We start from the raw sequence: 24,714 nt of genomic DNA, 5'->3' as shown, positions 1-24,714 counted from the left end.
GCCGGGCCGCTTCGTGCCGGTCGGTCAGGTGCCCGTCAGTGGAGCTCCTTGCGGTCGCCGGCGCCGACGCCCGCGTGCTCCTCTGCGTGCTCTTCCTCGTGGTGGCCGTCGGTCAGCGGGACCCGGTCGGTCCCGTACGCCTGGCTCATCTTGGTGCGGAGCCGGCCGATCGCGCTGCGGGCGCCCTTGGGCGGGATGCCCTCGCCGTCCGCGGCGCTCTCGAGAACCGGGATCTCCTTCTTGCCGCGGATGTGCTCGGCGATGTCCTCCGCCGGCGGCGTGTGGACCTCGATGTACTGGCCGTTCGGCAGCCGCTTGATGACGCCGGACTCCACGCCGTGGGACAGCACCTCGGCGTCCTTGCGCTGGAGGCCGATGCACATCCGGTAGGTGACCCAGTACGCGATGGCCGGGCCGACGAAGATGGCGATCCGCCCGAACCAGGTCGTCGTGTACAGGTCGAGGTGGAAGTTCGCCGAGAGTTCGTCGTTGGCACCCAGCAGCCACAGGATGCCGTAGAACGTCATGCCCGAGATGCCGATCGCGGTGCGGTGCGGGTTGTTGCGCGGCCGGTCGGCGACGTGGTGCTCGCGGCGGTCGCCCGTGATCCACTGCTCCAGGAACGGATACAGCGCCAGGCCCGTCATGACGAGGCCCAGTGGCACCAGCGCCGGGATCAGCACGCTCAGCGTCACCGTGTGGCCGAGGAAATTGATCTCCCACGACGGCATGAGGCGGAGCGCGCCCTCCAGGAAGCCCATGTACCAGTCGGGCTGGGAGCCGGCCGAGATGTCCGCCGGTGTGTACGGCCCGAACAACCAGATCGGGTTGATCTGGGCGAACGTGCCGAGCAGCGCGATGACGCCGAACGTGAACAGGAAGAACGCACCCGACTTGATCATGAAGGCCGGGTAGAACGGCGCGCCCACCACGTTCTTGTCGGTCCTGTTCTTGCCGGGCATCTGCGTGTGCTTCTGCACCCACATGAGGATCATGTGCGCCGAGACGAGCGCGAGCAGGATGCCCGGGATCAGCAGGATGTGGATCGAGTAGAACCGCGAGATGACGTCGTGGCCCGGGTACTCGCCGCCGAACAGGAAGAACGAGACGTAGGTGCCCACGATCGGGATCGACTGGGCGACGCCCTGGGTGATCCGCAGACCCGCGCCGGAGAGCAGGTCGTCGGGGAGGGAGTAGCCGGTGAGGCCCTCGAGAAGCGCCAGCGAGAGCAGGAGGATGCCGATGATCCAGTTGAGCTCGCGCGGCTTGCGGTACGCCCCGGTGAAGAAGATCCGGAGCATGTGCACCGTCATGCCGCCCACGAACAGCAGCGCCGACCAGTGGTGGATCTGCCGCATCAGCAGACCGCCACGGACGTCGAAGCTGATGTGCAGCGCCGAGGCGTAGGCCTCCGACATCCTCACGCCGTACAGCGGGGCGTAGTTGCCCGTGTACGTGACCTCGCCCATACCCGGCTTGAACCAGAACGTCAGGAACGTACCGGTCAGCAGCAGGATGATGAACGAGTAGAGCGCGATCTCCCCCAGGAGGAACGACCAGTGGTCGGGGAAGATCTTCCTCAGGTTGCGCTTGAGGAAGTTCCCCGCGCCGATGCGGTCGTCGAGGAACGTCGACGGGCCTGCGATGGCCTTCGGGGGAGCATTCATGACGCGTTCTCCCTAGCTTCGGCTTCGGCGTCGCCGCGCTCCCAGAAGCTGGGACCGACGGGGACCTTGAAGTCCGACTTCGCGACGAGGTAGCCCTCCCCGTCGATTCCGATGGGGAGCTGCGGCAGCGGCCGGGCGGCGGGGCCGAAGACGACCCTCGCTCCGTCCGCCGCGTCGAAGGTCGACTGGTGGCACGGGCAGAGGATGTGGTGCGTCGTCTGCTCGTAGAGAGCCGCCGGGCAGCCCACGTGGGTGCAGATCTTGGAGTAGGCGACGATGCCGTCGTGCGTCCAGTTGAGGTTCGTGCCGGACTTGAGCTCCTCCGGACGGAACTTCAGCAGGATCAGCGTCGCCTTGGCCAGCGCGTTCAGGTCCTCCTCGTAGCCCTCGGGGACCACGGAGAGGATGCCGCCGGGAGAGTTGAAGTCGGCCGCGCGGATCGGCTGGCCGGAGCCCTCGACCACGAGGCGGCGCGGCTTGCCGTCCTTGGTGGGCTCGCCCCAGACGGTGTGCCTGAGCGAGGTCCCGGGCAGCGGGCCGAGGTCCTTCAGCAGCACCAGCGGGGCCAGGCCCAGCGGAGCGGCGGCCAGCAGCAGCGTGCGGCGCAGCAGCTTGTGCTTGACGAACCCGCTCTCGTCGGCGCCCTGGAGGAAGGTCTCCTGGACGTATTCGCGCGTGTCGTCGTCGGAGCGCATCTCGTGGCGCTCCTGGACGAGGTTGTACTTCGGCATGATCTGCCGCACCCAGACCGTGAGGCCCGCGGCCAGCGCGAGCAGGGCCAGGGCCAGGGTGCCGCCGAGTGCGAGGTTCGACGTGGCCGTCTTGCTGATCGAACCGACCTGGAAGATCACGTACGAGGCGATGAAGCCCGCCCCGGCCAGGAAGGTGATCAGGAACAGCAGCGCGACGAGGCGCTCGGCCTTGCGGGCCTTGACGGGGTCCTGCGGGATCACGCCGGGAACGCCTTCGGGCGCGTGGATCGGGTCGCTGTCGACGATCGGCGCGTCTGCGGGCGGCGTGCCGAGGACACGCGTCCGCACGCGCCCGCTCTCGGGGTACTCGTTCTGCTCTGTCATGCCGCCCGTCGCTTCTTCGCTGTGATCCAGATGGAGGCCAGGATCAGGAGGCTGAGACCCACGACCCACGCTACAAGGCCCTCGGTGACGGGACCGATTCGGCCCAGACCCGAACCGCCCGGGTCGACCTGCGACCGCACGTGGGTGATGTACGCGATCATGTCGCGCTTCTGCTCCGGCGTGATCGTCGAGTCGTTGAACACCGGCATCGCCTGCGGGCCGGTGGCCATCGCCTCGTAGATCTGCGTCGGCGTCGCCGGGTTCAGCGGCGGCGCGTACTTGCCGTAGGTCAGCGCGCCGCCGGCGCCCACGAAGTTGTGGCACTGGATGCAGTTGGCGCGGAAGAGCTCGCCACCCTTGGCCGGGTCACCCTTGGCGGGGTCGACCTGCTCGGCGCTGGGCACCGTCGGGCCGCCGCCCAGCGACTGGACGTACGCCGCGAGCTGGTCGACGGCCTGGTCGGTCGCCCACTCCGCGCGCGGCTTGCGCGGGGCCTGGGGACCCGCGTCGGCGGCGGGCATGCGGCCGCTGCTCACCTGGAAGTTCACGGCGGCGGCTCCGACGCCGATGAGCGTCGGAGCCTTCTTGGTGCCCTCGGCGTTCATGCCGTGGCAGCTCGCGCAGTGCGCCACGAAGAGGCTCTTGCCCTGCGCCACGTCGTCGGCCTTGCCGGACGCGATCGCGGCGTCCGCGGTGCTGCCGTTCGGCGCCGCGAGCGCGTAGCCGCCGCCGAGCAGGCCCAGCGCGAGCGCCAGGACGGCGACTCGCGCGAGGGGATGGCGCCGTCGGGCGGTGATGGAGTTCACCGAAATCCCCGTTCCGATCATTTGATGATGTAGATGGTCGCGAAAAGGCCGATCCAGACCACGTCGACGAAGTGCCAGTAGTAGGACACGACGATCGCGCTGGTCTGCTGCTCATACGTCAAGCGCTTCGCGGCGTACGTACGTCCCAGGATGAACAGGAACGCGATCAGACCACCCGTCACGTGCAAGCCATGGAAGCCCGTGGTCAGGTAGAACACCGAGTCGTACGGAGAGTGCGAGAGGATGTGACCCTCCTCCGCCAGGTGCCCGTACTCCCAGAGCTGTCCGCCCACGAAGAACGCACCCATCAGGAAGCTTACGACATACCAGAATCGCAGCTTCTTGACCTGGCCTTTCTCGACGGCCCACACGCCCAGCTGGCACGTGACGCTCGAAAGGACCAGGACGGTCGTGTTGAAGGTCGCGAACGGGACGTTGAGGTCCGCCTCGGGCCAGTGCGTGCCCTGCCCCAGGCTGACCGACCGGATGGTGAAGTACATCGCGAACAGCGCCGCGAAGAACATGAGCTCAGAGGACAACCACACGATGGTCCCGACCTGAACCAGGTTCGGCCGGCTGGACCCGTGCGGTCTCGTCGTCGTAGTAATTGCGGATGCTGTCGCCACGCCCAGCATTATTGCGGCTCCCCAGGTCGGGTCGCCCCACGACCCCCCGCTAGGGTCCATACGCGCCTACGAAACAGGCATGTCATGGCAATCGCCCCGGGGCTGCGAGCCCTGCAGCCGCGCCGGTAGCATCACGATGACCATACCCCGCGATTCGACAGTGAGCGTGAAATGAGGGTTCTCGTCTACAGCGACGACGCAAGCACCCGGGAGAAGGTGCGCCTGGCCATCGGGCGGCGCCCCGCCGCGGACGTGCCCCTCGTCGAGATCGTCGAGTGCGCGACCCAGCCGGCCGTGATCAAGCACCTCGACTCCGGCGACATCGACGTGGCCGTCCTCGACGGCGAGGCGCAGCCGGCCGGCGGCATGGGGGTCAGCCGGCAGGCCAAGGACGAGGTGCACAACTGCCCGCCGATCCTGCTGCTCATCGCCCGCAGGGACGACCGGTGGCTGGCCAACTGGTCCCGCGCCGACGCCGTCGTCGCGCAGCCCATCGACCCCGTCGTCCTCGCCGAGGCCGTGGCCGACCTCATGCGGCGCCGCCTCAGCCTCACCCAGGCGCACTGATACGGGCGCACTGATCCGGGCACTGATCCGGGCGCATCAGCTCCGGGCCCTGGAGATTCGGGCGCCGGCACCGGACGCGCACTGACGCCGGGCGTACCGACGCCGGGCGCCGTGGCGCCCGGTCCGGGGCCCACGCGTCACCGCACCGGCCCGCCCGGCCGAGGCGGGGGCACACGCGTCACCTGACTCACCCGGGCCCGGGCGTCGCCGGGCCGTCGCTTCACCCGGGCACGCCGACGCCGCCCAGTCGCACCGAACCGCCGACCCGACCCCACATCGAATCCCGCGGAGCCCACCATGGACACGCGCACCACCTGGCCCTCCACGCTGAACGCCCTGCTGGCGGGTGAGAACCTGACGGCCGACGAGACGGCCTGGGTGATGGGGGAGATCATGTCGGGGTCGGCCACCCCGGCGCAGATCGCCGCCTTCGCCGTCGCCCTGCGGGCCAAGGGCGAGACCATCGCCGAGGTGACGGGCCTCGTGCGCACCATGTTCGAGCGCGCCACCCCGCTCACGGTCGAGGGGCCGGTGGTCGACATCGTCGGCACCGGCGGTGACCGGGCGCACACCGTCAACGTCTCGACGATGGCCGCGATCGTCGCGGCGGCGGCCGGGGCCCGGGTCGTCAAGCACGGCAACCGGGCCGCCTCCTCGCTATGCGGCGCGGCCGACGTGCTCGAACACCTGGGCGTCGCCCTCGACCTGTCGCCGGAGACCACCGCCAGGGTCGCGGTGGAGGCGGGCATCGCCTTCTGCTTCGCGCCCGTCTATCACCCCGCGCTGCGCTTCACCGGCCCGCCGCGCAAGGAGATCGGCGTGCCGACGGTGTTCAACTTCCTCGGGCCGCTGGCCAACCCGGCACGCCCCGCCGCCCAGGCCATCGGCGTGTTCGACGCGCGCATGCTGCCGGTAATGGCCGGGGTCTTCGCCGAGCGCGGCGTGTCGGCGCTGGTCTTCCGGGGCGACGACGGCCTGGACGAACTGTCCACCGCGGCCCCGTCGACGGTCTTCGTCGTCAGGGACGGCACCGCGACCCAGGCGACGATCGACCCGGCCGACCTCGGCATTCCCCGCTCCCAGCCAGGCGACCTGCGCGGCGGCGACGTCGAGTTCAACGCGGCGGCGGTGCGCGACCTGCTGCGCGGCGAGACGGGGCCGGTGCGCGACGCGGTGCTGCTGAACGCGGCGGCCGGCCTGGTCGCCTACTACGGCCCGGGCGACGACCTGACGGGCGACCTGCGCACGGCGTACGCCCGCGCGGCCGAGGCGGTCGACTCGGGCAGGGCCGCGCAGACCCTGGAGCGCTGGGTCGAGATCAGCCGGACGCTCGGCGGTAAGGCCTGATCGCGCTCCTGATCCCGATCGCCTCCACCGCTGGAGGGATCAGGCGTCCGCCTTGATGGGGACGTGCCGGGTTCGGCCTTAGCCGTACCGTTCCCGCCATGATGCGCCTGTTCGCCCTTCGCGTCATCCACCGATGGGCCGCGTTGGCCCGCGGCGGGATGGCCATGCTCACCGCCGGTCTGCGCGGCGTGCCCTCGGCCGGTTCTCGCCCCGGCGCGGTCTTGCCGGGACGGGACCGCGGCAGGGGCGGCCGGCAGGTCCGGGCGGAGGGCGGGGACGGCGCGCGGCCCGGGCGTCCCGCTCACCCCGACGCCGAGGACGACGCCGTCTGGGAACGCCTGCGGATCGCCTCGGAACTGCACGACCTGGTGGCCCACGACCTGAGCGTGATGACACTGGGCGTGGGCGCGGGCCGGGTGATCATGGACAAGGACCCGGAACGAGCACGGCAGACCTTCCGCGAGGCCGAGGAGTCGGGCCGCCGGGTGCTGTCCGACCTGCGCCGGATGATGGGTCTGCTGCGCATGGACGGGCAGCGCCGCGGCCCCCAGCCGGGCCTGGGAGACCTGCCCGGGCTGATCGACGACTTCCGCGCGAGCGGGCTCGCCGTCTCGTTCACCGAGGTCGGCCCCCGGGGGAGCGGCCCCACGCTGGAGCTGTCGGCATACCGCATCGTGGAGGAGGCGCTGGGCAACGCCCTGTGGTACGGCATGGCCCGCGCGGCGACGGTCACGCTGCGGTGGCTGCCCACCGTCGTCGAGGTCGTCGTCCACGACGACGGGCTGCCCCGCGACCGGCTCGTCAGCACCTGGGAGCGCGCGGCGCTGTTCGGCGGCTCGGTCGCCGCGCACCCGCTTCCCGGCGGGTTCGAGGTCCGCGTGCGGCTGCTACGTCCGGCCTGACCCGCCGCGCTCTGCCTGGCCTGCTCCGTCCTGCCCGGCCGAGTTTTACCTGCTCAACCGCGCTCTGCCTGCCCGGCCGCGCCTGCACGGCCGGCCGGTGCGCCTGGCCGGGCGGGGTCAGTCCGCGTCGGCGAGGCCGATGGAGAAGGCCGCCTCCAGGTCGTGGCGGGAGTAGGTGCGGAAGGCGATGTGCGTCTCGGTATGGCGCACGCCGGGCACCTTGTTGACGCGGCCGGGCACGACCTCGGCCACCTCGTCGTAACGGCCGACCCTGACCATGGCCAGCAGGTCGAACTCGCCGGTGATCGAGTACACCTCGCTGACGCCCTCGATCTCGGCGATGGCCTCGGCGACCTCGGGGATCCTGTCGACGTCCGCCTTGATGTGGACGATCGCGGTGACCATTCGCGTCTCTCCTGCTGTCTCGCGACTCGGGTCTGTCGCCCCCGACCTTAGTGCCACTCCCGCCGCGTCACCGCAGGGGCCGTCCCTCACGGCGGTCGCCGCGCTGGTGCCGGTAGGCGCGCTCGATGCGCTCGACCAGCCGCCCCGCGCCGTACGCGGGAAGGCTCCAGGTGCCGTCGACCTGGACGAGGCGCACGCCGGGGGAGTCGAGCCAGCGCAGCACGCACTCGGTCTCCTCGGCGCTGGCGGCCGGGGTGGGGCCGGGACCCGGGACGACCGTCTCCGCCGTGGCGACCAGCGCGTCCACGTACGGCGTGGGGTGGGCGCCCCGGGGCATAACGCCGGCCGCGGCGAGCCTGCCGTGCCGGATGACGTGGATGTCCCAGCCCCCGTCGAAGGCCGGGCTGGCCGCGACCATCTGCGGGATGCCGGTCAGCGAACGCAGGCGCTGCATGCGCGCGGCGGTCCTGACGTAGGCCGCGAGCCGGTCCCGGTCGACGGCCGCCTCCTCGTATCGCTGCTCGGCCGACAGGCGGCTCATCCGCGCCTCCATCGCCGAGAAGACCGCCTCCGCGTCGAGTTCCATCGCGTGCCGGGCGTGGCGGACGTGGCGGGCGTAGCTCTCCTCGCTCTCGCGGCCCTCGCAGGGCGCGCCGCAGCGGCCGATCTCCGCGAGCGCGCAGGCGGGGCGCCGCACGCGGGCCGACAGCCGTTCGGTGCACTGCCGCAGCGGCAGCGCCTCGTGCATGGCGGTCCGCGCGTCGTCGGCGGTGCGGCTGCTGCCGAACGGGCCGAGGTAGGCCGCGCCGTCGTCCTTCACCTCGCGCACGACGCTGAGCCGGGGGAACGCCTCGTCGGTCAGCTTGAGCCAGACCACCCGCTCGGGGAAGCGGGACCGTCTGTTGTAGCGCGGCTTGGTGGCCCCGATCATCCGCAGTTCGCGGATCTCCGCCTCCAGCGCGGTGGCGCAGACGATCGTCCTGACCCGCTCGGCGATGCCGACCATCTCGCGGATGCGCGAGCGGGTCTCGCTCGCGGTGAAGTAGCTGCGCACGCGGTTGCGCAGATTGGAGCTCTTCCCGATGTAGAGCGCCTCGCCCTTGGCGTCCTCGAAGATGTAGACGCCGGGCGCGCCGGGCACCCCGTCGGCGAGGTGGCGTTTGCGCTGCTGCTCCGGAGTGGGGGCGCGCACGAAGCCGCGCAGGTCTTCCAGCGTGTGCACGCCGAGCGACCCGACCCGCGCGATGAGGCCGTGCAGCACGTCGACCGTGGCCTTCGCGTCGGCCAGCGCCCGGTGGCAGGGCTCGGTGGAACTGCGGAAGACCCGGGCGAGGGTGGCCAGCTTGCAGTTGGGGGTCTCGTCGCGGGTCAGCACGCGGCGCGCGAGGTCGGCCGTGTCCACCACCGGGTTGGCCGGGGGCGGGTAGCCGTTGACCTGGCACGCCGCCTTCAGGAACGACATGTCGAACGGCGCGTTGTGCGCCACGAGCGCCGCCCCGGCGATGAACTCCAGGAAGCTCGGCAGCACCTCGGAGAACTTCGGCGCGGCCACGACCATCGCGTCGGTGATGCCTGTGAGCACGGAGATGAACGGCGGGATCGGGCCGCCGGGGTCGACCAGCGTGGCGAACTCGCCGATCACTTCGCCGCCGCGCACCTTCACCGCGCCGATCTCCGTGATGGCGTGCTCCGCGGACGACCCGCCGGTGGTCTCCAGGTCGAAGACGACGAACGTCACCTCCCGCAGGAGAGTGCCGAGCTCGTCCAGCGTGCCCTGTACCGCATCCACGCCCATGACCATAGAAGTCCCGACCGACAATTGCCGCCCCCGCCCCAGGCGGAGGTAAAGCGACGGTCAGGCGGGCGGCTGCACGGAGGCCGCTCCGGCGCGCCACTCGCGAGCCAGCATCGCGAAGACCAACTCGTCGCTCCACGCGCCGGCGAAGAACTCGTTCTCCACCAGGCGGGCCTCCAGGCGCATGCCGAGCCGCTCCATGAGGCGGGCGGAGGAGGTGTTGCGCGCGTCGCAGTTGCCGTGGATCCGGTGGAGCCCGAGACCCTCGAACCCGATGCGCAGGATCTCGCGGGCCGCCTCGGTGGCCAGGCCGCGGCCCTGATAGGCCGGGTTGAAGACGAAGCCGATCTCGCCCTGGCGGTGCTCGCGGCTGCGCAGGAACAGCGTGAGGTCGCCGATCACGGGCCCACCGCCGGCCGGCGCGGCGGCCACGCTGAGCACGTCGCCATCCTCCCCGAGCGACGCGCAGGCGATCTTCCGGTCGAGCGCGGCCTTCGTCTCCTCCCGCGTACGGGCGTCCCAGTAGAGGTATCTGGTGACCTCCGGCAGGGAGTGGAAGGCGTGCAGGTCGTCGAGGTCGGCCTCGGTGAAGGGGCGCAGGACCAGCCGGGGGGTCGTGATCGGGTACGGCGGGGTGAACACGCCGCCAAGCGTAAGGACAGGGACCGGACGCGCGCCAACGGGTTGTGCCTCCCCGCCCCGGCCGGTGCGAGGCACGGTGACAGATCTTGAACGCGACATGGACACGGTGCGACGGCCGTACCCTTGAAAGAAGACAAGAACAAGGGAGTGTCTCGCAGATCTTGCCGTGTGAGGGCGGTCCGGTGGGCGCGCCGCGAGGCCAGGGCCTCGCGGACGGCGGGCATCGGGGACGTTCTCGCACTCGGGGGCGACAGCACCGCGAGGCGCCGCCGGGGCGACCGCAGTGGGCAGAAGATCTGTAGGACACGACCGAGGAGCGACGAGATGAGTTCAGCCGGAGAAGGCCTGTCTCGTCCGTTGCCCGAGCAGGTCCGTTTACACGTGGTGGAGGTCGCGGCGCAGGTGCTGGGCTCGATGCCCGCCGCGGCCGTGCCGCCGCCGTTGCGCAACATCGCCAGATTCGACCCGCGCAAGCGCGCCCGCCTGGGCAGCGCGCCGATCGCGGCCCAGCTGGAGAACGACAAGGAGTTCCGCGAGCGGGTGGCCGAGACAGTGGAGACCGCCTGGCCCGAGCTGGTGGCGAGCCTGGCCGAGGGCACCGTGCCCCCCGCGGCCGAGCCGGTGCTGGTCGCGGCGGCGGCGTACCTGACCCGCCCGCCCGGCTGGCCGGACCTGGTCGAGCAGGCGCGGACCGACCTGGAGCAGGCCGCCGCCGCGGGCACCCAGCGGGAACAGGCGGAGACGCGGCTGCGCGAGCAGCTCGCGGCGCAGCGTGCCTCCGCCAAGGAGGAGATCGACCGGGTGCGCGAGCAGCTCAAGGCGGCCCGGGCGGAGAACTCCGACCTGCGGCGCAAGCTGCACGACGCCCGCGAGCGGGTCAGGGCCGCCGAGGCCAGGGCGGCCGAGCTGGAGGCGGAGACGGCCGAGGCGCGGGCCAGGGCCGCGAGCGCCAACGGCGCGGCCGAGACCGAGCTGCGCCGGCTCAGGGAGCGCCTGGCGGACGCCGAGCGCCAGCTGGAGGCCAGCCGCAGGGCCGCCCGCGAGGGCCGCAGCATCGAGGACGCCCGGGTGCGGGTGCTGCTGGACGCGCTCCAGGACGCCGCCGCCGGGCTGCGCAAGGAGCTCGGCCTGCCCACGACGATCAGCAGGCCGGCCGACTACGTGAACGCGGTGCTGCCGGGCGAGCCGGGCGTGACGGCCGTGCCCGCGCGGGCGCTGGCCAACGACGATCCGCAGCTCCTCGACCAGCTCCTGGCCATCCCTCATCTGCATCTGATCGTCGACGGCTACAACGTGACCAAGACCGGTTACCCGTCGCTGACCCTCGCCGACCAGCGGGCCCGGTTGCTGACCGGGCTCGGCGGGCTCGCCGTGCAGACGCGGGCGGAGGTGACGTGCGTGTTCGACGGCGCCGAGCTGAACGGGCCCGTCCAGGTGTCCGCGCCGCGCGGGGTGCGGGTGATGTTCAGCGCGCCCGGGGAGATCGCCGACGACCTCATCCGCACGCTGGTGCGGGCGGAGCCGCCGGGCCGGGCCATCGCCGTGGTCTCCTCCGACCGGGAGGTGGCCGAGTCGGTGCGCCGCATGGGTGCCCGGCCGGTGCCCTCGCTCCTGTTGCTGCGCCGTCTCGGCCGGAGCTGAAGCGCCGTACGCGCGCTCCGGACCGGCGTCGTCACGGTGAGTGATGACTGCCGCGAATACCTGCGAATAGGTTGAAGCATCAAGATCGCCTAGATAGAGTCGCGCCGCAGGTTTCGTTGATCTAAGAGGTTGATCCTCAAGGGGGCTCAGTGCGAGGGCGTGTGCCGGTGGCCGCCGGTCTGGCCGCCGTGGTCCTGCTGACGCCGATGGCGGGCGCGCAGGCGGATCCGAAGCCCACAGTCGCGCAGGCCAAGGCGAAGCTGAGCAAGCTCAACGAGCAGGCCGACAAGCTCGTGGACCGCTACAACGCGGCCAACGAGAAGTGGAAGAAGGCGAGGGAGAAGTACCTCGCGATCAACGGCGACTACAAGAAGCAGAACGTCCGGGTCGAGGCGCTGCGCTCCGGGCTGGTCTCGATGGCCGTCAGCAGCTACCAGGTCGGCGAGATGGGGTCGTGGGGCGGCGTCTTCTACAGCTCCAACCCCGATGCGATGCTCAGCGGCCTCGCCACGCTCAACCACATGTCGGCCGAGCGGGCCGGGCGGCTCCGGGAGTACGAGGGCGCCATCAAGGACCTCAAGGACCGCCGCGACCAGAGCAAGGTGGTGTACAAGGAGGCCACCGACGTCAGGGGCGAGCTCGCCGACGAGAAGGACAAGGTCGACAAGCTCGTCCGTGAGCAGATGAAGCTGCTGCGCTCGCTCGGGACGTACAACCCCGGCAACCCCAACAGCGCGGGAGTCGTCTACGCCGGGCCGGCGTCCGGCAACGCGCTGTCGGCCCTCCAGTTCGCCTACAAGCAGGTCGGCAAGCCCTACCGTTACGGGGGCACCGGACCGGACTCCTGGGACTGCTCGGGGCTCGTGCAGGCCGCGTGGGCGGCGGCGGGCGTGACGCTGCCCCGGACCAGCTACGAACAGTGGGCCTGGGGCGCGAGCCGCAGGGTCTCGCTGGACGAGCTCCAGCCGGGTGACCTGCTCTGGCACGCCGGGTACGGGCACGTCGGCATCTACGCCGGCGACGGCAAGGTCGTCCATGCCCCCCAGACCGGCGACGTTGTGAAGATTGTCACACTCGCCGAGTATCACGCGATCGGAGCTGTGCGCCCCTGAGGGCCCGGCCATGTTCGTGATCTCTGTGCCTTTTGTGGCTTCTGTGACCCGATTTGGTCGTTGTTGCCGAGATTGTGAGCAGAGTCACACTTAGCCGTTTGCGGTGCGGGTAAGCTGCGCTTTCTTCTCGGCGGCCTTCGTTATCCGATCTTTATCCGGCGGTGGGGCTTTGCCGAACGCGGCGGGACCTCGGTAGCTTCTGGGCCGCGGCGAGCACACCTCGCCGCGGCGCACCCGGTCGGCCGGCCGGGGCGCGCAGTCATCCACCGTCATCGGCGTCCTCCATCACCCTCCCCTTCGCGGGATCCCCCGACGCCGGTGGCCTGCCGAGTCCGTGCAGTCAGGAGGCACGGAGCCGGGGAACCATCGACCTTCACGCGAAGGTCCGGGGTGAATCGGCGCATCGCGCGCCGTAGGGCGACTTCCCCGCCCGAACCCGTCAGCTAACCCGGTAGGCGTGAGCGGAAGACCCGAGGAGAGATCCTGTCTACCACCCCCGCTAGCCTGTCCCGTCTTGCCCGAATTGCCCTTGGTAGTGCCGCTTTGACGGCATCCGTAGGGGTCGCCGGAGCACATCCGGCGGCGGCCGACACGGTGACGGTCACGGTCGTCAAGACGGCCACAGCGACGAAGACGGCCACGAAGACGGGCACCGCGACGAGCGCGAAAACCGCCGCCCGCAAGGCCGCCGCGAAGAAGCAGACCAAGAAGCACGCCGCCAAGCGGAAGATCAGCAGGGCCTCGCTCCAGCGGGTCAAGGCCCAGCGCGCGGTGAAGGCCGCGGAGAAGCAGATCGGCGACCCCTACCGCTACGGGGCCACGGGACCGGGCGCGTTCGACTGCTCGGGCCTGGTCCAGTACGCCTGGCGCAAGGCGGGCGTACGGCTGCCGCGCACGACGTGGTCCATCCGCGGCGCGGTCAGGAAGAAGGTGTCCTGGGGTCACTTCGAGCCGGGTGACCTGATCTTCACCAGCGGCGGCGGCCACGTCGGCATGTACGTCGGGCACGGCAGGATGATCCACGCTCCGCACACCGGCACGCGGGTCCGGATCGACAAGCTGGACGCCTACCGGAGGAGCACCTTCGTGGGTGCCGTCCGTCCCGGCGTCTGACGGGCACCGGTCACCAGCCCCCTCGACCGGCGCCGTCCTCACGGCCCCGTCCACCTCGCCGAGGTGGACGGGGCCGTGGCACGTGCTGGTTACCATGCACGGCGTGACTGTCACGAGCGCCGCGCCCGGGGGCGTGCCGGGCGCGCGCGCCGAGGCCGATCGGCGCCGGCCCGAGGTTCCGCCCCACGGGGTCCGTCCCCGCCGGATCGCGGCCGTGGCCGCCGCGCTGGCCGCGCTGCTCGCCGGGCCCGCCGGCGCGGCCCCGCCCGACCCGCTGCTTCCCCTGCGACTGGACGCCCGGGCCGCCGTGCGGGAGCACCCGGGCATGTGGATCGGTGCCTCCGTCGCCCGCGGCGGGCGTGCCGTCGTCGTCGGGTCGCCCCGGCCGCTGGTCGCCGAGATCGCCGCGCTGGCCGATCGCGCGGGCCGCACGGTCACGAGGATCTGGGGCGGGTACGGCGGCGCGGTGGTGCTCGTGCCGCGCACCGAGGAGCAGGCCGCCGTGCTGGCGGAGCCGGCGAAGGTGGACGGCCTGGCGGCCGTCGCCACCGGCGGCCGCGTGATCGTGCAGCCGGCGGCGTTCGCCCGTCTGTCCGCGACCGGCCGCCTGGTCGTCGTGACCCACGAGCTGACGCACGTCGCGACCGCCGGTCCCCGCGCGGTGCCGATGTGGCTCATGGAAGGCTTCGCCGACTACATGGGCTACCTGGACAGCGGACTGCCGGTCCGTACGGTCGCCGCCGAACTGGCCGCCGACGTGGCCGCCGGGAGGCCGGCGCTGAACGGCCTGCCCGGGCCCGCCGACTTCGCCGCCAGGCCCGCCCAGGCGTACGAGGAGGCGTGGCTCGCCTGTCGCTACGTCGCGGCCCGGTTCGGCGAGCGGAGGCTGGTCGCCCTCTACCGCGCCGCGCTGCGCGAGGGGATCGGCGCCGCGCTGCGGGAGGTTCTCGGGCTGTCCGCCGACGGCCTGACCCGCGAATGGCGGTCGTACGCGCGCGAGCGGCTCGCCCGGTCCTGATCTCCACAGGGCGCCCGATCTCCATGAGGTGCGGGTGCGATCGCGGCTGCGACAATGCGTTCTCGGGCGGCGCGGGCGGACCGCGCGGGCAGCGGGGGTGAGGATGACGAAGCGGACGCTGATCGTCACGAACGACTTCCCGCCCAGACCGGGCGGCATCCAGGCGTTCGTGCACGGCCTCGCCTCGCGCAGGCCGCCCGGCTCCGTGGTCGTGTACGCCCCGCGCTGGAAGGGGTGTGAGGAGTTCGACGCCCGCCAGCCGTACGAGGTGGTCCGTCATCCCTCCTCGCTGATGCTGCCGACGCGCTCGGTGGCGAGGAGGGCGGCGGCGCTGGTCGAGGACGGCGCCACCGTCGTCTTCGGGGCGGCGGCGCCGCTGGGGCTGCTCGCTCCCGTCCTGCGCGCCGCGGGCGCGGGCCGGATCGTCATGCTCACCCACGGGCACGAGGCGTCGTGGGCCCGCCTGCCGGGCGCGCGCGCCCTGCTGCGCCGGATCGGCGCGGGGGCCGACGTCGTGACCTACCTCGGCGAGTACACCCGCCGCCGGATCGCCCGGGTCGTCCCGGCCTCCAGGCTCGTACGGCTCGCGCCCGGCGTGGACACCGCCGCCTTCCACCCGGGGGCCGGCGGCGACCGGGTCCGCGCGTCCCTCGGCCTGGGCGACCGGCCGGTGGTCGTGTGCGTCTCCCGGCTGGTGCCGCGCAAGGGCCAGGATGCGCTGCTGCGGGCCTGGCCGCTCGTCCTGCGGCGGATTCCCGGCGCGGTCCTGCTCCTGGTCGGCGGTGGCCCCTTACGGCGGTCGCTGGAGCGGACGGCCGCCCGGGCCGGCCTGCGCGGCTCGGTGGTCGTCACCGGATCCGTCCCCTGGGCGTCCCTCCCGGCCTACTACGACGCGGGCGACGTGTTCGCCATGCCGTGCCGCAGCAGGTTCGGGGGGCTCGACGTCGAGGGCCTCGGCATCGTCTACCTGGAGGCGTCGGCCACCGGGCTGCCGGTGGTCGCGGGCTCCTCCGGAGGCGCCCCCGACGCCGTACGGCACGGCGAGACGGGCCTGGTGGTCGACGGCACGTCGCACACGGCGGTGGCCGGCGCGCTGTGCGACCTGCTGGGCGACCCGGCCCGCGCCCGTGAGATGGGCGAGCGGGGCCGGGCCTGGATCGAGGAGGAGTGGCGCTGGGACCTCGTCGCGGCCCGGTTCGCCGCACTTTTGTGACGGAAGGCCGCCTCAGCCGGTGAACACCTCCACGAGGAGGAGGCCGTTCAGCGCGCAGATCACGCCGGCGACGACGACGCCGGCGACGGTGGTGAGGCGGCGGTTGACGAGATCGCCCATCAGCTTCCTGCTGCCGGTGAACGCCACGAGCGGCACCAGGGCGAACGGGATGCCGAAGGACAGCGCGACCTGGCTCAGCACGAGCGCCCGCGTGGGGTCCACTCCGGCGGCCAGGACCGCGATGGCCGGGATGATCGTGACCAGCCGTCGCGCCAGGAGCGGTACGCGGCGGCGCAGGAACCCCGCCATGATCACCTGCCCGGCGTAGGTCCCCACGCTGGAGGAGGCCAGGCCTGAGGCGAGCAGGGCGAGCGCGAACGCGACGGCCGCCCCGGGGCCGAGGACCTGCCCGAGACCGGCGTGGATGGCCTGCAGGCTGCCGGGATCGCCGCCGCCGAACGTGGCGGCGGCCACGGTCAGCATCGCCATGTTCACCAGCCCGGCGGTGCCGAGGGCGACGGCGATGTCCATCCTGCTGGCGCGCACGGCCTCCCGGCGACCGCCGTCCGCGCTCTGGTGCTGGGTGAGGGCCGAGTGCAGGTAGACGACGTGGGGCATGACGGTCGCCCCGACGATCCCGGTGGCCAGCAGCAAGCTGTCGGTCCCGGCCAGGCGGGGCACGAAGCCGCCCGCCACACCCGCGAGGGACCCCGACAGCAGCACCTGGTAGGCGAAACCGGCCAGGACCACACCGAGCATCGCGGCGACGGCCGCCTCGAACCGGCGGCGTCCGCGCGGCGCGAGCATGAGCAGCAGCGAGGAGACGACGGCCGTGACGGCGGCGGCCGGCAGCAGCGGCACGCCGAACAGCAGGTTCAGGGCGATCGCCCCGCCGATGAACTCGGCCAGGTCGGTGGCGGCGGCGACCAGCTCGGCCTGCACCCACAGCGGCAGGCTCATCCGGCGCGGCAGGTGGTCGCGGCACAGCTCGGGCAGGTTGCGGCCGGTGGCGATGCCGAGCTTGGCGGAGAGCGCCTGCACGAACATGGCCAGCACGTTCGCGAGGGCGATCACCCACAGCAGCATCGTCCCGTACTGGGCGCCGCCCGCCATGTTGGTCGCGAAGTTGCCCGGATCGATGTACGCCACGGAGACGACGAAGGCGGGACCGCACAGGCCGGCCAGCCGCGCCAGGCGGCCCGGCGCCGCCCGCCCCTCGGCGGGTACGGCGGGCGCGGGCCCGTTCAGGGGACGGCGGGAGTCGAGCACGAAAGCCTCACAGGAAACACGAAAGCCTCACAGGCGGGAAATCTGGCGTGCGGCACGGCGGGTGCCCCACCACGCCGGCCTGGGCGCGTTCTCCGGCGGCCGGAGGCGGCAGCCCCGCGGTCGCGGTACGGCACCCGCGGAACGGCACAGACGCCGTGGGTCGAGCGTGACGCGGTGGAATGAGCGGAGGCCGGTGTCCGGCCGGCCTCCGCGTGCGCCTGCCGGCTCGGCGGGGCTGGACAGGGCTCGCTCGGTCAGGTGAGCTTGTCCTTGAGCTTGCCCACGGGGCCCGCCTCGGTGCCGAGGGCAGGGCTCTTGGGCTCGCCCATGCTGCCGTCGTAGGTGTCGTACAGCTTCGGGTCGGGCGGCGGCGCCATGGCGAGGTCCCCGAGCGGCTCCGGGTTGAGGAGATAGGCGAACTGGTGGCGGCCGTCGGGCTGCGGCCCGCTCGCCCAGCCGCCCGCCTGCGCCTCGATGCCGTCGGAGAGGTCCCAGATCGTCTCCGCGTGCTCGGCGTGCTCCTCGTCGAACAGGTCGTCGGGCACGACGACGTCCTCCAGGCCGTCCGACTGGAGTTCCTCGATGGCCTTCAGCCACAGGTTCTGGTGCAGGGTGTCGCGGGCGAGGTTGAACTTCAGCATGTCCTTGACGCCGGGGTCGTCGGTCATGTGGTAGAGCCGGGCGGTCTGCAGCCGGCCGTGCGCCTCGGCCGCGACGTTGGCCCGGAAGTCGGCCAGCAGGTTGCCGCTCGCCACGATGTAGCGGCCGTTCCAGGGGTATCCGTTGCTGTCGGCGGGCAGTGGCCCGCCGCCGGCCACGATCGCCTGCTGCGGGTCCATCCCGCCCAGCACCGCGCCGACCACCGGGTCGGCGGTGGCCATCTTCGTGACCGCCGTCGCGGGCGCGCCTTCGAGGAGTCGGGCGACCATCGTGGCGAGCATCTCGACGTGCCCGATCTCCTCGGTCGCGATGTCCATGATCAGGTCTTTGTACTTGCCGGGCATGCGGCAGTTCCAGCCCTGGAACAGGTACTGCATGGTGACCGTCATCTCGCCGAAGGCGCCGCCGATGAGCTCCTGGAGTTTGCGCGCGTACACCGGGTCGGGCTTTTCTGGCTTGGCCTCGAACTGCAGGCGACGGTTGTGCCGGAACATACGACTCCTCGCGTAGGAAACCACAGGGAGCCGCAGGCCTTACGCGGGCCAAGGGCGCGACCCCGCTGGTGCATGTCGGTGGGGGGTCACGCATAAATCCCAACACGTGGCGCAACGGGACGACAGGAGCGACACCTAACGAAGGATCCAATGGATGGACAGGTGCCGCCCTACGCCGTGATTAGCGCGAAGAGCCAGCTGTTCGCGCATATGCGACACATCGGCGTGCGCGAGGGGGCCGGGAAAGGAGCGGAGGCCGGTCGGTCAGGGTTTGCGGCCGACGCCGCCGGCGACGCAGACGCCGCCGAGGTCGAGGGGGTGGCGCACGGGTTCCTCGGGACGCCACTCGGGCACGTGCACCACCCCGGGCTCGACCAGGTCGAGGCCGTCGAAGAACCGCACGATCTCGGGCATGTCCCGGGCCCGGCCGGTGCCGAGCATCTGCAGCAGCACCGCCTCCAGTTCGCGCATCTCCGGCGCGCAGGAGCAGAAGTGGGTGAGCTGCAGGTAACTGCCCGGAGCCAGGCGCGCCTTGTAGGCGTCCACGAGGCCGTTCGGGTCCTCCGCGTCTGCGAGGTGGTGGACCACGGCCACCAGCAGCAGGCCGACGGGACGGGAGAAGTCGAGGAAGCCCTCGACCTCGGGGTGGTTGAGGATCACCTCGGGCTCGCGCATGTCCGCGGTGATCACGCGGGTGCGCTCGTCGGTCTGCAGGATCGCCCGCGCGTGCGCCAGCACGATGGGGTCGTTGTCCACGTAGACGACCTTCGCGGCGGGGTTGATCCGCTGCGCCACCGAGTGGGTGTTGTCCATCGTGGGCAGGCCGGAGCCGATGTCGAGGAACTGGTCGATGCCCTGCTCGGCCATGTACTTCACGCCGCGGAACAGCATGGCCCGGTTGTTGCGGGCGCCGTCGCCGCGGTCGGGGAAGTGCCGCATGCCCTCCATGGCGACCGCGCGGTCCACCGCGAAGTTGTCCTTGCCGCCCAGGAACGCGTCGTACACCCGCGCGATGCTGGGCCTGGTCGTGTCGATCTCCGACGGGAGGTAGTCGGGATCGCGGTGCGTCCAGTTCCAGCTGCCGGCCCCGTCGCCCATCGCCCGCCCTTCTCCAGTCATCGATCATGGATGCGTCTGGAGCATAACCAAGCAGAGCGCAATATTGCGGGCCCGCAGCGATATTTTCGGCAGCTCACGAGGTCGATCAGGCATCGCCGCAGGTCGTCTTCGGCCGGCGACACGGAAGATCCACACCAATCGGTGCGATCCGGTCGCCCTAATCACCCCACGTCCCAGGCTGTACGGCGGGTCTTCCTGTTCGTGTCCCGCTCCGCTGGGACGGTGCGCCGAAACGGCCGAAATTTATCAAAAACGTCCGACATGTTTCGGCGCACCCGCTCGGTCAGTCGCCGTACAGCTCGTCGATCTGCTTGGCGAAGTCGCGGGCCACGACGTGCCGCTTGATCGACTGCTTCGGCGTGACGTGGCCGGTCTCCTCGCTCAGCTCGATGTCGAGGATGCTGAACTTCTTGATCTGCTCGGCCTTGGAGACCATCCGGTTGGCGTCGTCCACGGCCTGCTGCACCTCGGCGACGACGCCCGGGTCGGAGCAGAGCTCGGCCATGGAGGCGCCGGAGCGGCCGTTGGCCTGCTTCCACTGCTCCATCGCCTCGTGGTCGAGAGTGACGATCGCCCCGATGAACGGTTTGCCGTCGCCGACGACCATGACCTGACTGATCAGGCGATGAGCCCGGATGGCGTCCTCGAGCGGCGCGGGCGCGACGTTCTTGCCGCCGGCGGTGACGAGGATCTCCTTCTTGCGGCCGGTGATGCTCAGGTAGCCGTGTTCGTCGAGGCGGCCGACGTCTCCGGTGTGGAACCAGCCCTCCGGGTCGATCGCCTCCTTGGTGGCGCGCTCGTTGTTCCAGTAGCCGTCGAAGACGTGGCGGCCCTTCACCAGGATCTCGCCGTCGTCGGCGATGCGGATGCTCACGCCGGGGAACGGCTTGCCGACCGTGCCGATCTTGTTGGCGCCCGGGATGTTGACGGTCGAGGGCGCGCTGGTCTCGGTCAGTCCCCAGCCCTCGAACACCTCGATCCCCACGCCGCGGAAGAAGTGGCCGAGCCGCTCGCCGAGGGCCGAGCCGCCCGAGACCGCCGCCGTCAGCGCGCCGCCCGTGGCCGCCCGCAGCTTGCCGTACACGAGCTTGTCGAAGGCCGCGTGCTTGAGCCGGGCGCCGAGGCCGGCCCCGCCGGAGCTCTCGGCCTTGCTCCACTCGATCGCGGCCCGTACGGCGGCGTGGAAGATCTTGCCCTTGCCCTCCGCGTTGGCCTTCTGCTCGGCGGCGTTGTAGACCTTCTCGAACACCCGCGGCACGCCCAGCAGGAACGTGGGCTTGAACTCCCGCAGGTCGGGGGCCACGTTCTTCATGTTCGGGCTGTGCGCGAGCACCGTGCCCGTCTCGATCAGGACGATCTGGATGAGCCGGGCGAAGCTGTGCGCCAGAGGGAGGAAGAGCAGCGCGGCCCGGCCCTCCACGTCGAACAGCGTCTCCAGCGGCCCGTGAGAGACGTTGCGCGCGGTGAACAGCAGGTTGTCGTGGGTCAGGCGGCAGCCCTTCGGCATGCCGGTGGTGCCGGAGGTGTAGATGATCGTGGCGAGGTCGCGCCCGCCCCGGCTCGCCCTGCGCTCGGCGAGCGTGTCGTTGGTCACGTCCGCGCCGAGGCGCTCCAGCTCGGCGAACCCGCCGTCGTCGACGCGCCACAGCAGCGGCAGCTCGGGCACGGCCTCGCGGACGGTCTCCTCGTGCGCGGCCGTCTCCACGAACGCGGCCTTGGCGCCGCTGTCGGTCAGGATCCACTTCACCTGGTCGGCGGAGGAGGTCTCGTAGATCGGCACCCCGACCGCGCCCGCCGCCCAGATGGCGTAGTCGGCGACGGTCCACTCATAGCGGGTGCGCGACATCAGCCCGACCCGGTCGCCGGGTTCGATCCCGGCGGCGATCAGTCCCTTGGCGACGGCCGCCACCCTGTCCCTGAACTGCGCGGCGGTGACCGGCGTCCACGGCGCGGCCGGGTCCTCGCCCTCCTTGCGGCGGACGACGACGGCCTCCGGCTCGTCCACGCCGCGCTGGAACACCACGTCGGTGCAGTTCGCGGACGGGGGCACGTCCACCAGCACGGGAACGCTGAACTCGCGCACGGGTCACTCCTTCGCGCACGGCCTCGCGGTCCCCGGAGCGCAGGGCGGGAACCGCGTTGCGGGCATAACTCTTCGTGTCTTACCGGACGCTACCGCGCGATGTTACGCATGGGTAGGTCCGTCACCCAGGCGTTATCCAGGGACAAATGGACGCTATCAGTGTCCCCCGCGCGGCGAGCCCGACACCTTTCCGTTACCCAAGCGGATGCTAGGTAAAGCGGCCGTTACCATGTCCCCCATGCGCATCCACGTCGTCAGCGACGTCCATGGCCGGGCCGACGCGCTCGCCCGCGCGGGCGACGGGGCCGACGCCCTGATCTGCCTCGGAGACCTGCTCCTTTTCATCGACTACGCCGACCACTCGCAGGGCATCTTCCCCGACCTGTTCGGCGCGGAGAAGGCGAGCGAGTACGTGGAACTGCGCGCGGCGGGCCGCTTCGACGAGGCGCGGCAGCTGTCGGCCGGTCTGTGGGCCTCCCTCGACGGCGACCCCCGCGACCTCATGGAGGCGGCGGTCCGCCGCCAGTACGAGCAGATCTTCTCCGCCATGCCGACGCCGGCCTACCTCACGTACGGCAACGTGGACATGCCACGCCTGTGGGCCGACCACCTGCGGCCCGGGCAGCGGGTCCTGGACGGCGATGTGGTCGAGATCGGCGGGCTGACCTTCGGGTTCGTCGGCGGCGGCCTGCGCACCAAGTACCGCACGCCGTACGAGATCGACGACGAGGAGTACGCGCGCAAGGTCGAGGCGATCGGCGAGGTGGACGTGTTGTGCTGCCACATCCCGCCCGCCATCCCCGACCTGCTGTACGACGTGGTGGCCCGGAGGTTCGAACGGGGGAGCGAGGCCACGCTGGAGGCGATCAGGAGGACGCAGCCGCGCTTCGCGTTGTTCGGCCACGTCCATCAGCCGCTGGTCAGCCGCACCCGCGTCGGGCGCACGGAATGCGTCAACGTCGGCCACTTCCGCGGCCGTGGCACGCCTTTCGCCCTGGAATGGTGAAGTACGGTTGGCGCATGGCTGATCGCACTTCGTCGAGTATCACGATCGGCGCCGGCCGGTCGACAATCATGGCCGTCATCGCCGGCTTCCCCGCCTATCCGGAGTGGGCCGGCCAGGTGAAGAAGGCCGAGGTCCTGGAGACGGGCGCGGACGGCCGTGCCTCCCGGGTCCGCTTCGTCCTCGACGCGGGCGTGATCAGCGACGAGTACGTCCTCGGGTACGACTGGGACGACGACGCGGGCGTGAGCTGGCGGATGGTCGAGGCCGGGAAGATGCTCTCGGGCCTGACCGGCAGCTACCGCCTGATCGAGAACGGCGGCGGCACCGAGGTCACCTACGACCTCGCCGTGGACCTGAAGGTCCCCATGATCGGCATGATCAAGCGCAAGGCCGAGAAGGTCATCGTCGACACCGCGCTGAAGGGGCTCAAGCGGCGCGTCGAGAGCCGATGAGGATCCTCCTCTTCACGGGGAAGGGCGGCGTCGGCAAGACCACGGCGGCCGCCGCGACCGCCACGCTCGCCGCCGAGCGGGGCAACAAGACGCTGGTCGTCTCCACCGACACCGCGCACTCGCTCGCCGACGCGCTCGGCGTGCCGCCCTCGTCCGAGCCGGTCGAGGCCGCGCCCGGCCTGCACCTGCAGCAGGTGGACACCCAGAAGTCGCTGGAGCGGCACTGGGGCGAGTTACGCGACTACGCCGGCAACGTGCTTGCGGAGCTCGGTCTCGACGAGGTCACCGCCGAGGAGATCACCATACTGCCCGGCGCCGAGGAGATCCTCGCGCTGCTCGAACTGCGCGAGCAGGCCCGCACCGGCCGCTGGGACGTGATCGTCGTCGACTGCGCGCCGACCGCGGAGACGCTGCGCCTGCTCGCCCTGCCGGAGGCGCTCGACTGGCACGTCAACCGCCTGCTTCCCACCGGCAGGCGGATGCTCAGAGCCCTGTCGCCGGTCATCCGGCACGTCGCCAAGGTGAGCGTGCCCGAGGGCGAGGTCGTCTCGGCGGGGGAGCGGCTGCACCGCGGCCTGCTGGAGGTGCGCGCGCTGCTGACCGGCGACGACGCGTCCGTGCGGCTCGTGCTGACCCCCGAGGCCGTGGTCGTCGCCGAGGCCCGCCGCACCCTCACCTCGCTCAGCCTGTACGGCTACCGCGTCGACGCGGTGATCGCCAACCGGGTCTTCCCCGCGGAGGGCGCCGACGAGTGGCGGCTGGGCTGGGTGGAGGCCCAGGCCAGGCAGCTCGCCATGGTGCACGAGTCGTTCGCGCCGCTGCCCGTCCTCACCGTCCCCTACCTTCCGGCGGAGCCGGTCGGGACCGCGGCCCTCTCGGGCCTCGCCGCGCGGATGTACGGAGACCGGGATCCCTTCGCGCGCCCCGACGTCGAGCCGCCGCTGAGGTTCACCACCGACGAGCTGGCGCTGTCCCTGCCGCTCGCGGACCGCGACGATCTCGACCTCGCTCGCAAGGGGGACGACATCATCGTCACCGCGGGGTCCTACCGGCGCGTCATCGCCCTGCCCGCCGCCCTCGCCCGGCGTGAGATCTCCTCGGCCGCGCTCCGGGACGGCCGGCTCCGGGTACGGTTCGAGGCAGGAGGGGCGAAATGACGGATTCCAACGACACCACTCCGCGTAGCCAGGACCCGCTCGGGTCGGCGGCGGAGGAGGCGATGAAGCTGCTGGACGCCGTACAGCGGCGGATGGGCCGGGAGTTCGGCAAGGGGCTCGTGAAGGGCGGCGTGAGCGGCTTCGGATCCGCCTTCGGCGGCGCCGGCGCGAGCGGCCGGGGCGGCGACGTGTGGAGCGAGGCCGTCGCGGAGGACCACGACGAGTACGTCTGCCGGGCCTGCCCGGTGTGCCGGGTCATCGCGGCACGCCGCGAGTCCGGCGGCGACGTCACCGGCCACCTGATCGCGGCGGGCGGAGAGCTGTTCGCGGCGTTCAAGGAGGCGGTCGACGCCCTGCAGCGCCCCCCGGCGAGCGGCAGGGCGCGATCGGCCGGAGAGCGCCGATCCGGCGAGCCGAAGGTCGAGCACATCGACCTGGGTTGAAGGGCCGGTTAAGGGCGGGCGACGGCGGGATTGCCACAACCCGGCTCGATCGGCTTCAATCGGCGCGGCGTGATTCCTCGGGCGGTGACGGCCCGGGTGGA

23 protein-coding genes and 1 riboswitch are annotated in these 24,714 nt (G+C 71.6%); of the genes, 12 read left to right on the top strand and 11 right to left on the bottom strand.

All coding sequences use genetic code 11. The features are described from left to right. Positions 1 to 35: 35 nt before the first annotated feature. From HHX35_RS02040 to HHX35_RS02025, 4 genes are read right to left on the bottom strand one after another with little or no spacing between them, the layout of a single operon-like run. Entirely contained in the window at positions 36 to 1,667 is a 1,632-nt protein-coding gene (locus HHX35_RS02040) for a ubiquinol-cytochrome c reductase cytochrome b subunit (RefSeq protein WP_182897306.1), read from the bottom strand. Next, the gene (locus tag HHX35_RS02035; RefSeq protein WP_182897305.1) at positions 1,664 to 2,743 is read right to left on the bottom strand and encodes a ubiquinol-cytochrome c reductase iron-sulfur subunit; all 1,080 of its coding nucleotides are present in this window, start codon (positions 2,741 to 2,743) and stop codon (positions 1,664 to 1,666) included. The genes HHX35_RS02040 and HHX35_RS02035 overlap by 4 nt, the downstream gene beginning before the upstream one ends. Then, entirely contained in the window at positions 2,740 to 3,549 is an 810-nt protein-coding gene (locus HHX35_RS02030; protein ID WP_139578206.1) for a c-type cytochrome, read from the bottom strand. Before HHX35_RS02030 ends, HHX35_RS02035 begins: the two co-directional genes overlap by 4 nt. Before the next feature lie 17 nt (positions 3,550 to 3,566). After that, positions 3,567 to 4,184, bottom strand: coding sequence for a heme-copper oxidase subunit III (locus HHX35_RS02025; RefSeq protein ID WP_030508904.1), 618 nt, complete (start codon positions 4,182 to 4,184; stop codon positions 3,567 to 3,569). A gap of 162 nt (positions 4,185 to 4,346) precedes the next feature. On the opposite strand from HHX35_RS02025, the gene HHX35_RS02020 reads away from it, so the two are divergent. The 3 genes from HHX35_RS02020 to HHX35_RS02010 all read left to right on the top strand — a co-directional run bounded on the left by HHX35_RS02020 (position 4,347) and on the right by HHX35_RS02010 (position 6,991). Further along, entirely contained in the window at positions 4,347 to 4,742 is a 396-nt protein-coding gene (locus HHX35_RS02020; RefSeq protein ID WP_182897304.1) for a response regulator transcription factor, read from the top strand. 297 nt (positions 4,743 to 5,039) lie between these two features. Then, entirely contained in the window at positions 5,040 to 6,089 is a 1,050-nt protein-coding gene (trpD, locus tag HHX35_RS02015) for an anthranilate phosphoribosyltransferase (RefSeq protein ID WP_182897303.1), read from the top strand. A gap of 98 nt (positions 6,090 to 6,187) precedes the next feature. Continuing rightward, positions 6,188 to 6,991, top strand: a complete 804-nt coding sequence (locus tag HHX35_RS02010; protein ID WP_182897302.1) for a sensor histidine kinase — start codon at positions 6,188 to 6,190, stop codon at positions 6,989 to 6,991. Positions 6,992 to 7,108: 117 nt separating this feature from the next. Here the strand turns inward: HHX35_RS02010 and HHX35_RS02005 are convergent, their stop codons facing one another. From HHX35_RS02005 to HHX35_RS01995, 3 genes are all read right to left on the bottom strand, one after another. After that, positions 7,109 to 7,396 (bottom strand): Lrp/AsnC family transcriptional regulator, encoded by a 288-nt coding sequence (locus HHX35_RS02005; protein WP_079313341.1) that lies wholly within the window; start codon positions 7,394 to 7,396, stop codon positions 7,109 to 7,111. A 67-nt stretch (positions 7,397 to 7,463) separates the two neighbouring features. Then, the gene (locus tag HHX35_RS02000) at positions 7,464 to 9,191 is read right to left on the bottom strand and encodes a DEDD exonuclease domain-containing protein (protein ID WP_182897301.1); all 1,728 of its coding nucleotides are present in this window, start codon (positions 9,189 to 9,191) and stop codon (positions 7,464 to 7,466) included. Between the two features lie 60 nt (positions 9,192 to 9,251). Then, complete coding sequence (locus HHX35_RS01995; protein WP_182897300.1) at positions 9,252 to 9,833, bottom strand: GNAT family N-acetyltransferase; 582 nt, start codon at positions 9,831 to 9,833, stop codon at positions 9,252 to 9,254. A 324-nt stretch (positions 9,834 to 10,157) separates the two neighbouring features. Between HHX35_RS01995 and HHX35_RS01990 the strand changes: the two genes are divergently transcribed. From HHX35_RS01990 to HHX35_RS01970, 5 genes are all read left to right on the top strand, one after another. Then, positions 10,158 to 11,474: an NYN domain-containing protein gene (locus HHX35_RS01990; RefSeq protein ID WP_182897299.1), complete on the top strand. Its 1,317-nt coding sequence runs from the start codon at positions 10,158 to 10,160 to the stop codon at positions 11,472 to 11,474. A 149-nt stretch (positions 11,475 to 11,623) separates the two neighbouring features. After that, complete coding sequence (locus HHX35_RS01985) at positions 11,624 to 12,586, top strand: C40 family peptidase (RefSeq protein ID WP_139578212.1); 963 nt, start codon at positions 11,624 to 11,626, stop codon at positions 12,584 to 12,586. Between the two features lie 314 nt (positions 12,587 to 12,900). Then, positions 12,901 to 13,055, top strand: a riboswitch (cyclic di-AMP (ydaO/yuaA leader). 74 nt (positions 13,056 to 13,129) lie between these two features. Next, complete coding sequence (locus HHX35_RS01980; RefSeq protein ID WP_220504892.1) at positions 13,130 to 13,699, top strand: C40 family peptidase; 570 nt, start codon at positions 13,130 to 13,132, stop codon at positions 13,697 to 13,699. A 103-nt stretch (positions 13,700 to 13,802) separates the two neighbouring features. Further along, a complete protein-coding gene (locus tag HHX35_RS01975) occupies positions 13,803 to 14,717 on the top strand; it encodes a hypothetical protein (RefSeq protein ID WP_182897298.1) in 915 nt (304 codons plus the stop codon). 103 nt (positions 14,718 to 14,820) lie between these two features. Then, on the top strand, positions 14,821 to 15,930 hold the full coding sequence (locus tag HHX35_RS01970; RefSeq protein ID WP_182897297.1) for a glycosyltransferase family 4 protein: 1,110 nt from the start codon (positions 14,821 to 14,823) through the stop codon (positions 15,928 to 15,930). Positions 15,931 to 15,942: 12 nt separating this feature from the next. On the opposite strand, the gene HHX35_RS01965 is transcribed toward HHX35_RS01970, so the two are convergent. The 4 genes from HHX35_RS01965 to HHX35_RS01950 all read right to left on the bottom strand — a co-directional run bounded on the left by HHX35_RS01965 (position 15,943) and on the right by HHX35_RS01950 (position 21,555). Then, positions 15,943 to 17,199: an Nramp family divalent metal transporter gene (locus HHX35_RS01965; protein ID WP_310738848.1), complete on the bottom strand. Its 1,257-nt coding sequence runs from the start codon at positions 17,197 to 17,199 to the stop codon at positions 15,943 to 15,945. A 254-nt stretch (positions 17,200 to 17,453) separates the two neighbouring features. Then, positions 17,454 to 18,353 (bottom strand): manganese catalase family protein, encoded by a 900-nt coding sequence (locus HHX35_RS01960; RefSeq protein WP_182897296.1) that lies wholly within the window; start codon positions 18,351 to 18,353, stop codon positions 17,454 to 17,456. A gap of 264 nt (positions 18,354 to 18,617) precedes the next feature. Beyond that, positions 18,618 to 19,472, bottom strand: a complete 855-nt coding sequence (locus HHX35_RS01955; RefSeq protein ID WP_259404681.1) for an SAM-dependent methyltransferase — start codon at positions 19,470 to 19,472, stop codon at positions 18,618 to 18,620. A 283-nt stretch (positions 19,473 to 19,755) separates the two neighbouring features. Beyond that, complete coding sequence (locus tag HHX35_RS01950; RefSeq protein WP_182897295.1) at positions 19,756 to 21,555, bottom strand: long-chain fatty acid--CoA ligase; 1,800 nt, start codon at positions 21,553 to 21,555, stop codon at positions 19,756 to 19,758. A gap of 238 nt (positions 21,556 to 21,793) precedes the next feature. Here HHX35_RS01950 and HHX35_RS01945 point away from each other — a divergent pair, with 238 nt between their 5' ends. The 4 genes from HHX35_RS01945 to HHX35_RS01930 are packed head-to-tail and all read left to right on the top strand — an operon-like array spanning position 21,794 to position 24,613. After that, positions 21,794 to 22,561: a metallophosphoesterase gene (locus HHX35_RS01945; RefSeq protein ID WP_182897294.1), complete on the top strand. Its 768-nt coding sequence runs from the start codon at positions 21,794 to 21,796 to the stop codon at positions 22,559 to 22,561. A gap of 14 nt (positions 22,562 to 22,575) precedes the next feature. Next, positions 22,576 to 23,013, top strand: a complete 438-nt coding sequence (locus HHX35_RS01940) for an SRPBCC family protein (RefSeq protein WP_182897293.1) — start codon at positions 22,576 to 22,578, stop codon at positions 23,011 to 23,013. After that, entirely contained in the window at positions 23,010 to 24,170 is a 1,161-nt protein-coding gene (locus HHX35_RS01935) for an ArsA family ATPase (protein WP_182897292.1), read from the top strand. Before HHX35_RS01940 ends, HHX35_RS01935 begins: the two co-directional genes overlap by 4 nt. Beyond that, positions 24,167 to 24,613, top strand: a complete 447-nt coding sequence (locus HHX35_RS01930) for a hypothetical protein (RefSeq protein WP_182897291.1) — start codon at positions 24,167 to 24,169, stop codon at positions 24,611 to 24,613. The genes HHX35_RS01935 and HHX35_RS01930 overlap by 4 nt, the downstream gene beginning before the upstream one ends. Positions 24,614 to 24,714 lie beyond the last annotated feature (101 nt).

This window comes from Microbispora sp. H10830, from assembly GCF_014161375.1.
Lineage (GTDB): Bacteria > Actinomycetota > Actinomycetes > Streptosporangiales > Streptosporangiaceae > Microbispora > Microbispora catharanthi.
This window is presented reverse-complemented; position numbering and strand designations above follow the sequence as displayed.

Bases quoted from the DNA above. Each gene is read 5' to 3' on its own strand.
- HHX35_RS02040 (WP_182897306.1), bottom strand. From the start codon at position 1,667: ATGAATGCTCCCCCGAAGGCCATCGCAGGCCCGTCGACGTTCCTCGAC.
- HHX35_RS02035 (WP_182897305.1), bottom strand. From the start codon at position 2,743: ATGACAGAGCAGAACGAGTACCCCGAGAGCGGGCGCGTGCGGACGCGT.
- HHX35_RS02025 (WP_030508904.1), bottom strand. From the start codon at position 4,184: ATGCTGGGCGTGGCGACAGCATCCGCAATTACTACGACGACGAGACCG.
- HHX35_RS02020 (WP_182897304.1), top strand. From the start codon at position 4,347: ATGAGGGTTCTCGTCTACAGCGACGACGCAAGCACCCGGGAGAAGGTG.
- trpD (WP_182897303.1), top strand. From the start codon at position 5,040: ATGGACACGCGCACCACCTGGCCCTCCACGCTGAACGCCCTGCTGGCG.
- HHX35_RS02010 (WP_182897302.1), top strand. From the start codon at position 6,188: ATGATGCGCCTGTTCGCCCTTCGCGTCATCCACCGATGGGCCGCGTTG.
- HHX35_RS02005 (WP_079313341.1), bottom strand. From the start codon at position 7,396: ATGGTCACCGCGATCGTCCACATCAAGGCGGACGTCGACAGGATCCCC.
- HHX35_RS02000 (WP_182897301.1), bottom strand. From the start codon at position 9,191: ATGGGCGTGGATGCGGTACAGGGCACGCTGGACGAGCTCGGCACTCTC.
- HHX35_RS01990 (WP_182897299.1), top strand. From the start codon at position 10,158: ATGAGTTCAGCCGGAGAAGGCCTGTCTCGTCCGTTGCCCGAGCAGGTC.
- HHX35_RS01970 (WP_182897297.1), top strand. From the start codon at position 14,821: ATGACGAAGCGGACGCTGATCGTCACGAACGACTTCCCGCCCAGACCG.
- HHX35_RS01960 (WP_182897296.1), bottom strand. From the start codon at position 18,353: ATGTTCCGGCACAACCGTCGCCTGCAGTTCGAGGCCAAGCCAGAAAAG.
- HHX35_RS01955 (WP_259404681.1), bottom strand. From the start codon at position 19,472: ATGACTGGAGAAGGGCGGGCGATGGGCGACGGGGCCGGCAGCTGGAAC.
- HHX35_RS01945 (WP_182897294.1), top strand. From the start codon at position 21,794: ATGCGCATCCACGTCGTCAGCGACGTCCATGGCCGGGCCGACGCGCTC.
- HHX35_RS01940 (WP_182897293.1), top strand. From the start codon at position 22,576: ATGGCTGATCGCACTTCGTCGAGTATCACGATCGGCGCCGGCCGGTCG.
- HHX35_RS01935 (WP_182897292.1), top strand. From the start codon at position 23,010: ATGAGGATCCTCCTCTTCACGGGGAAGGGCGGCGTCGGCAAGACCACG.
- HHX35_RS01930 (WP_182897291.1), top strand. From the start codon at position 24,167: ATGACGGATTCCAACGACACCACTCCGCGTAGCCAGGACCCGCTCGGG.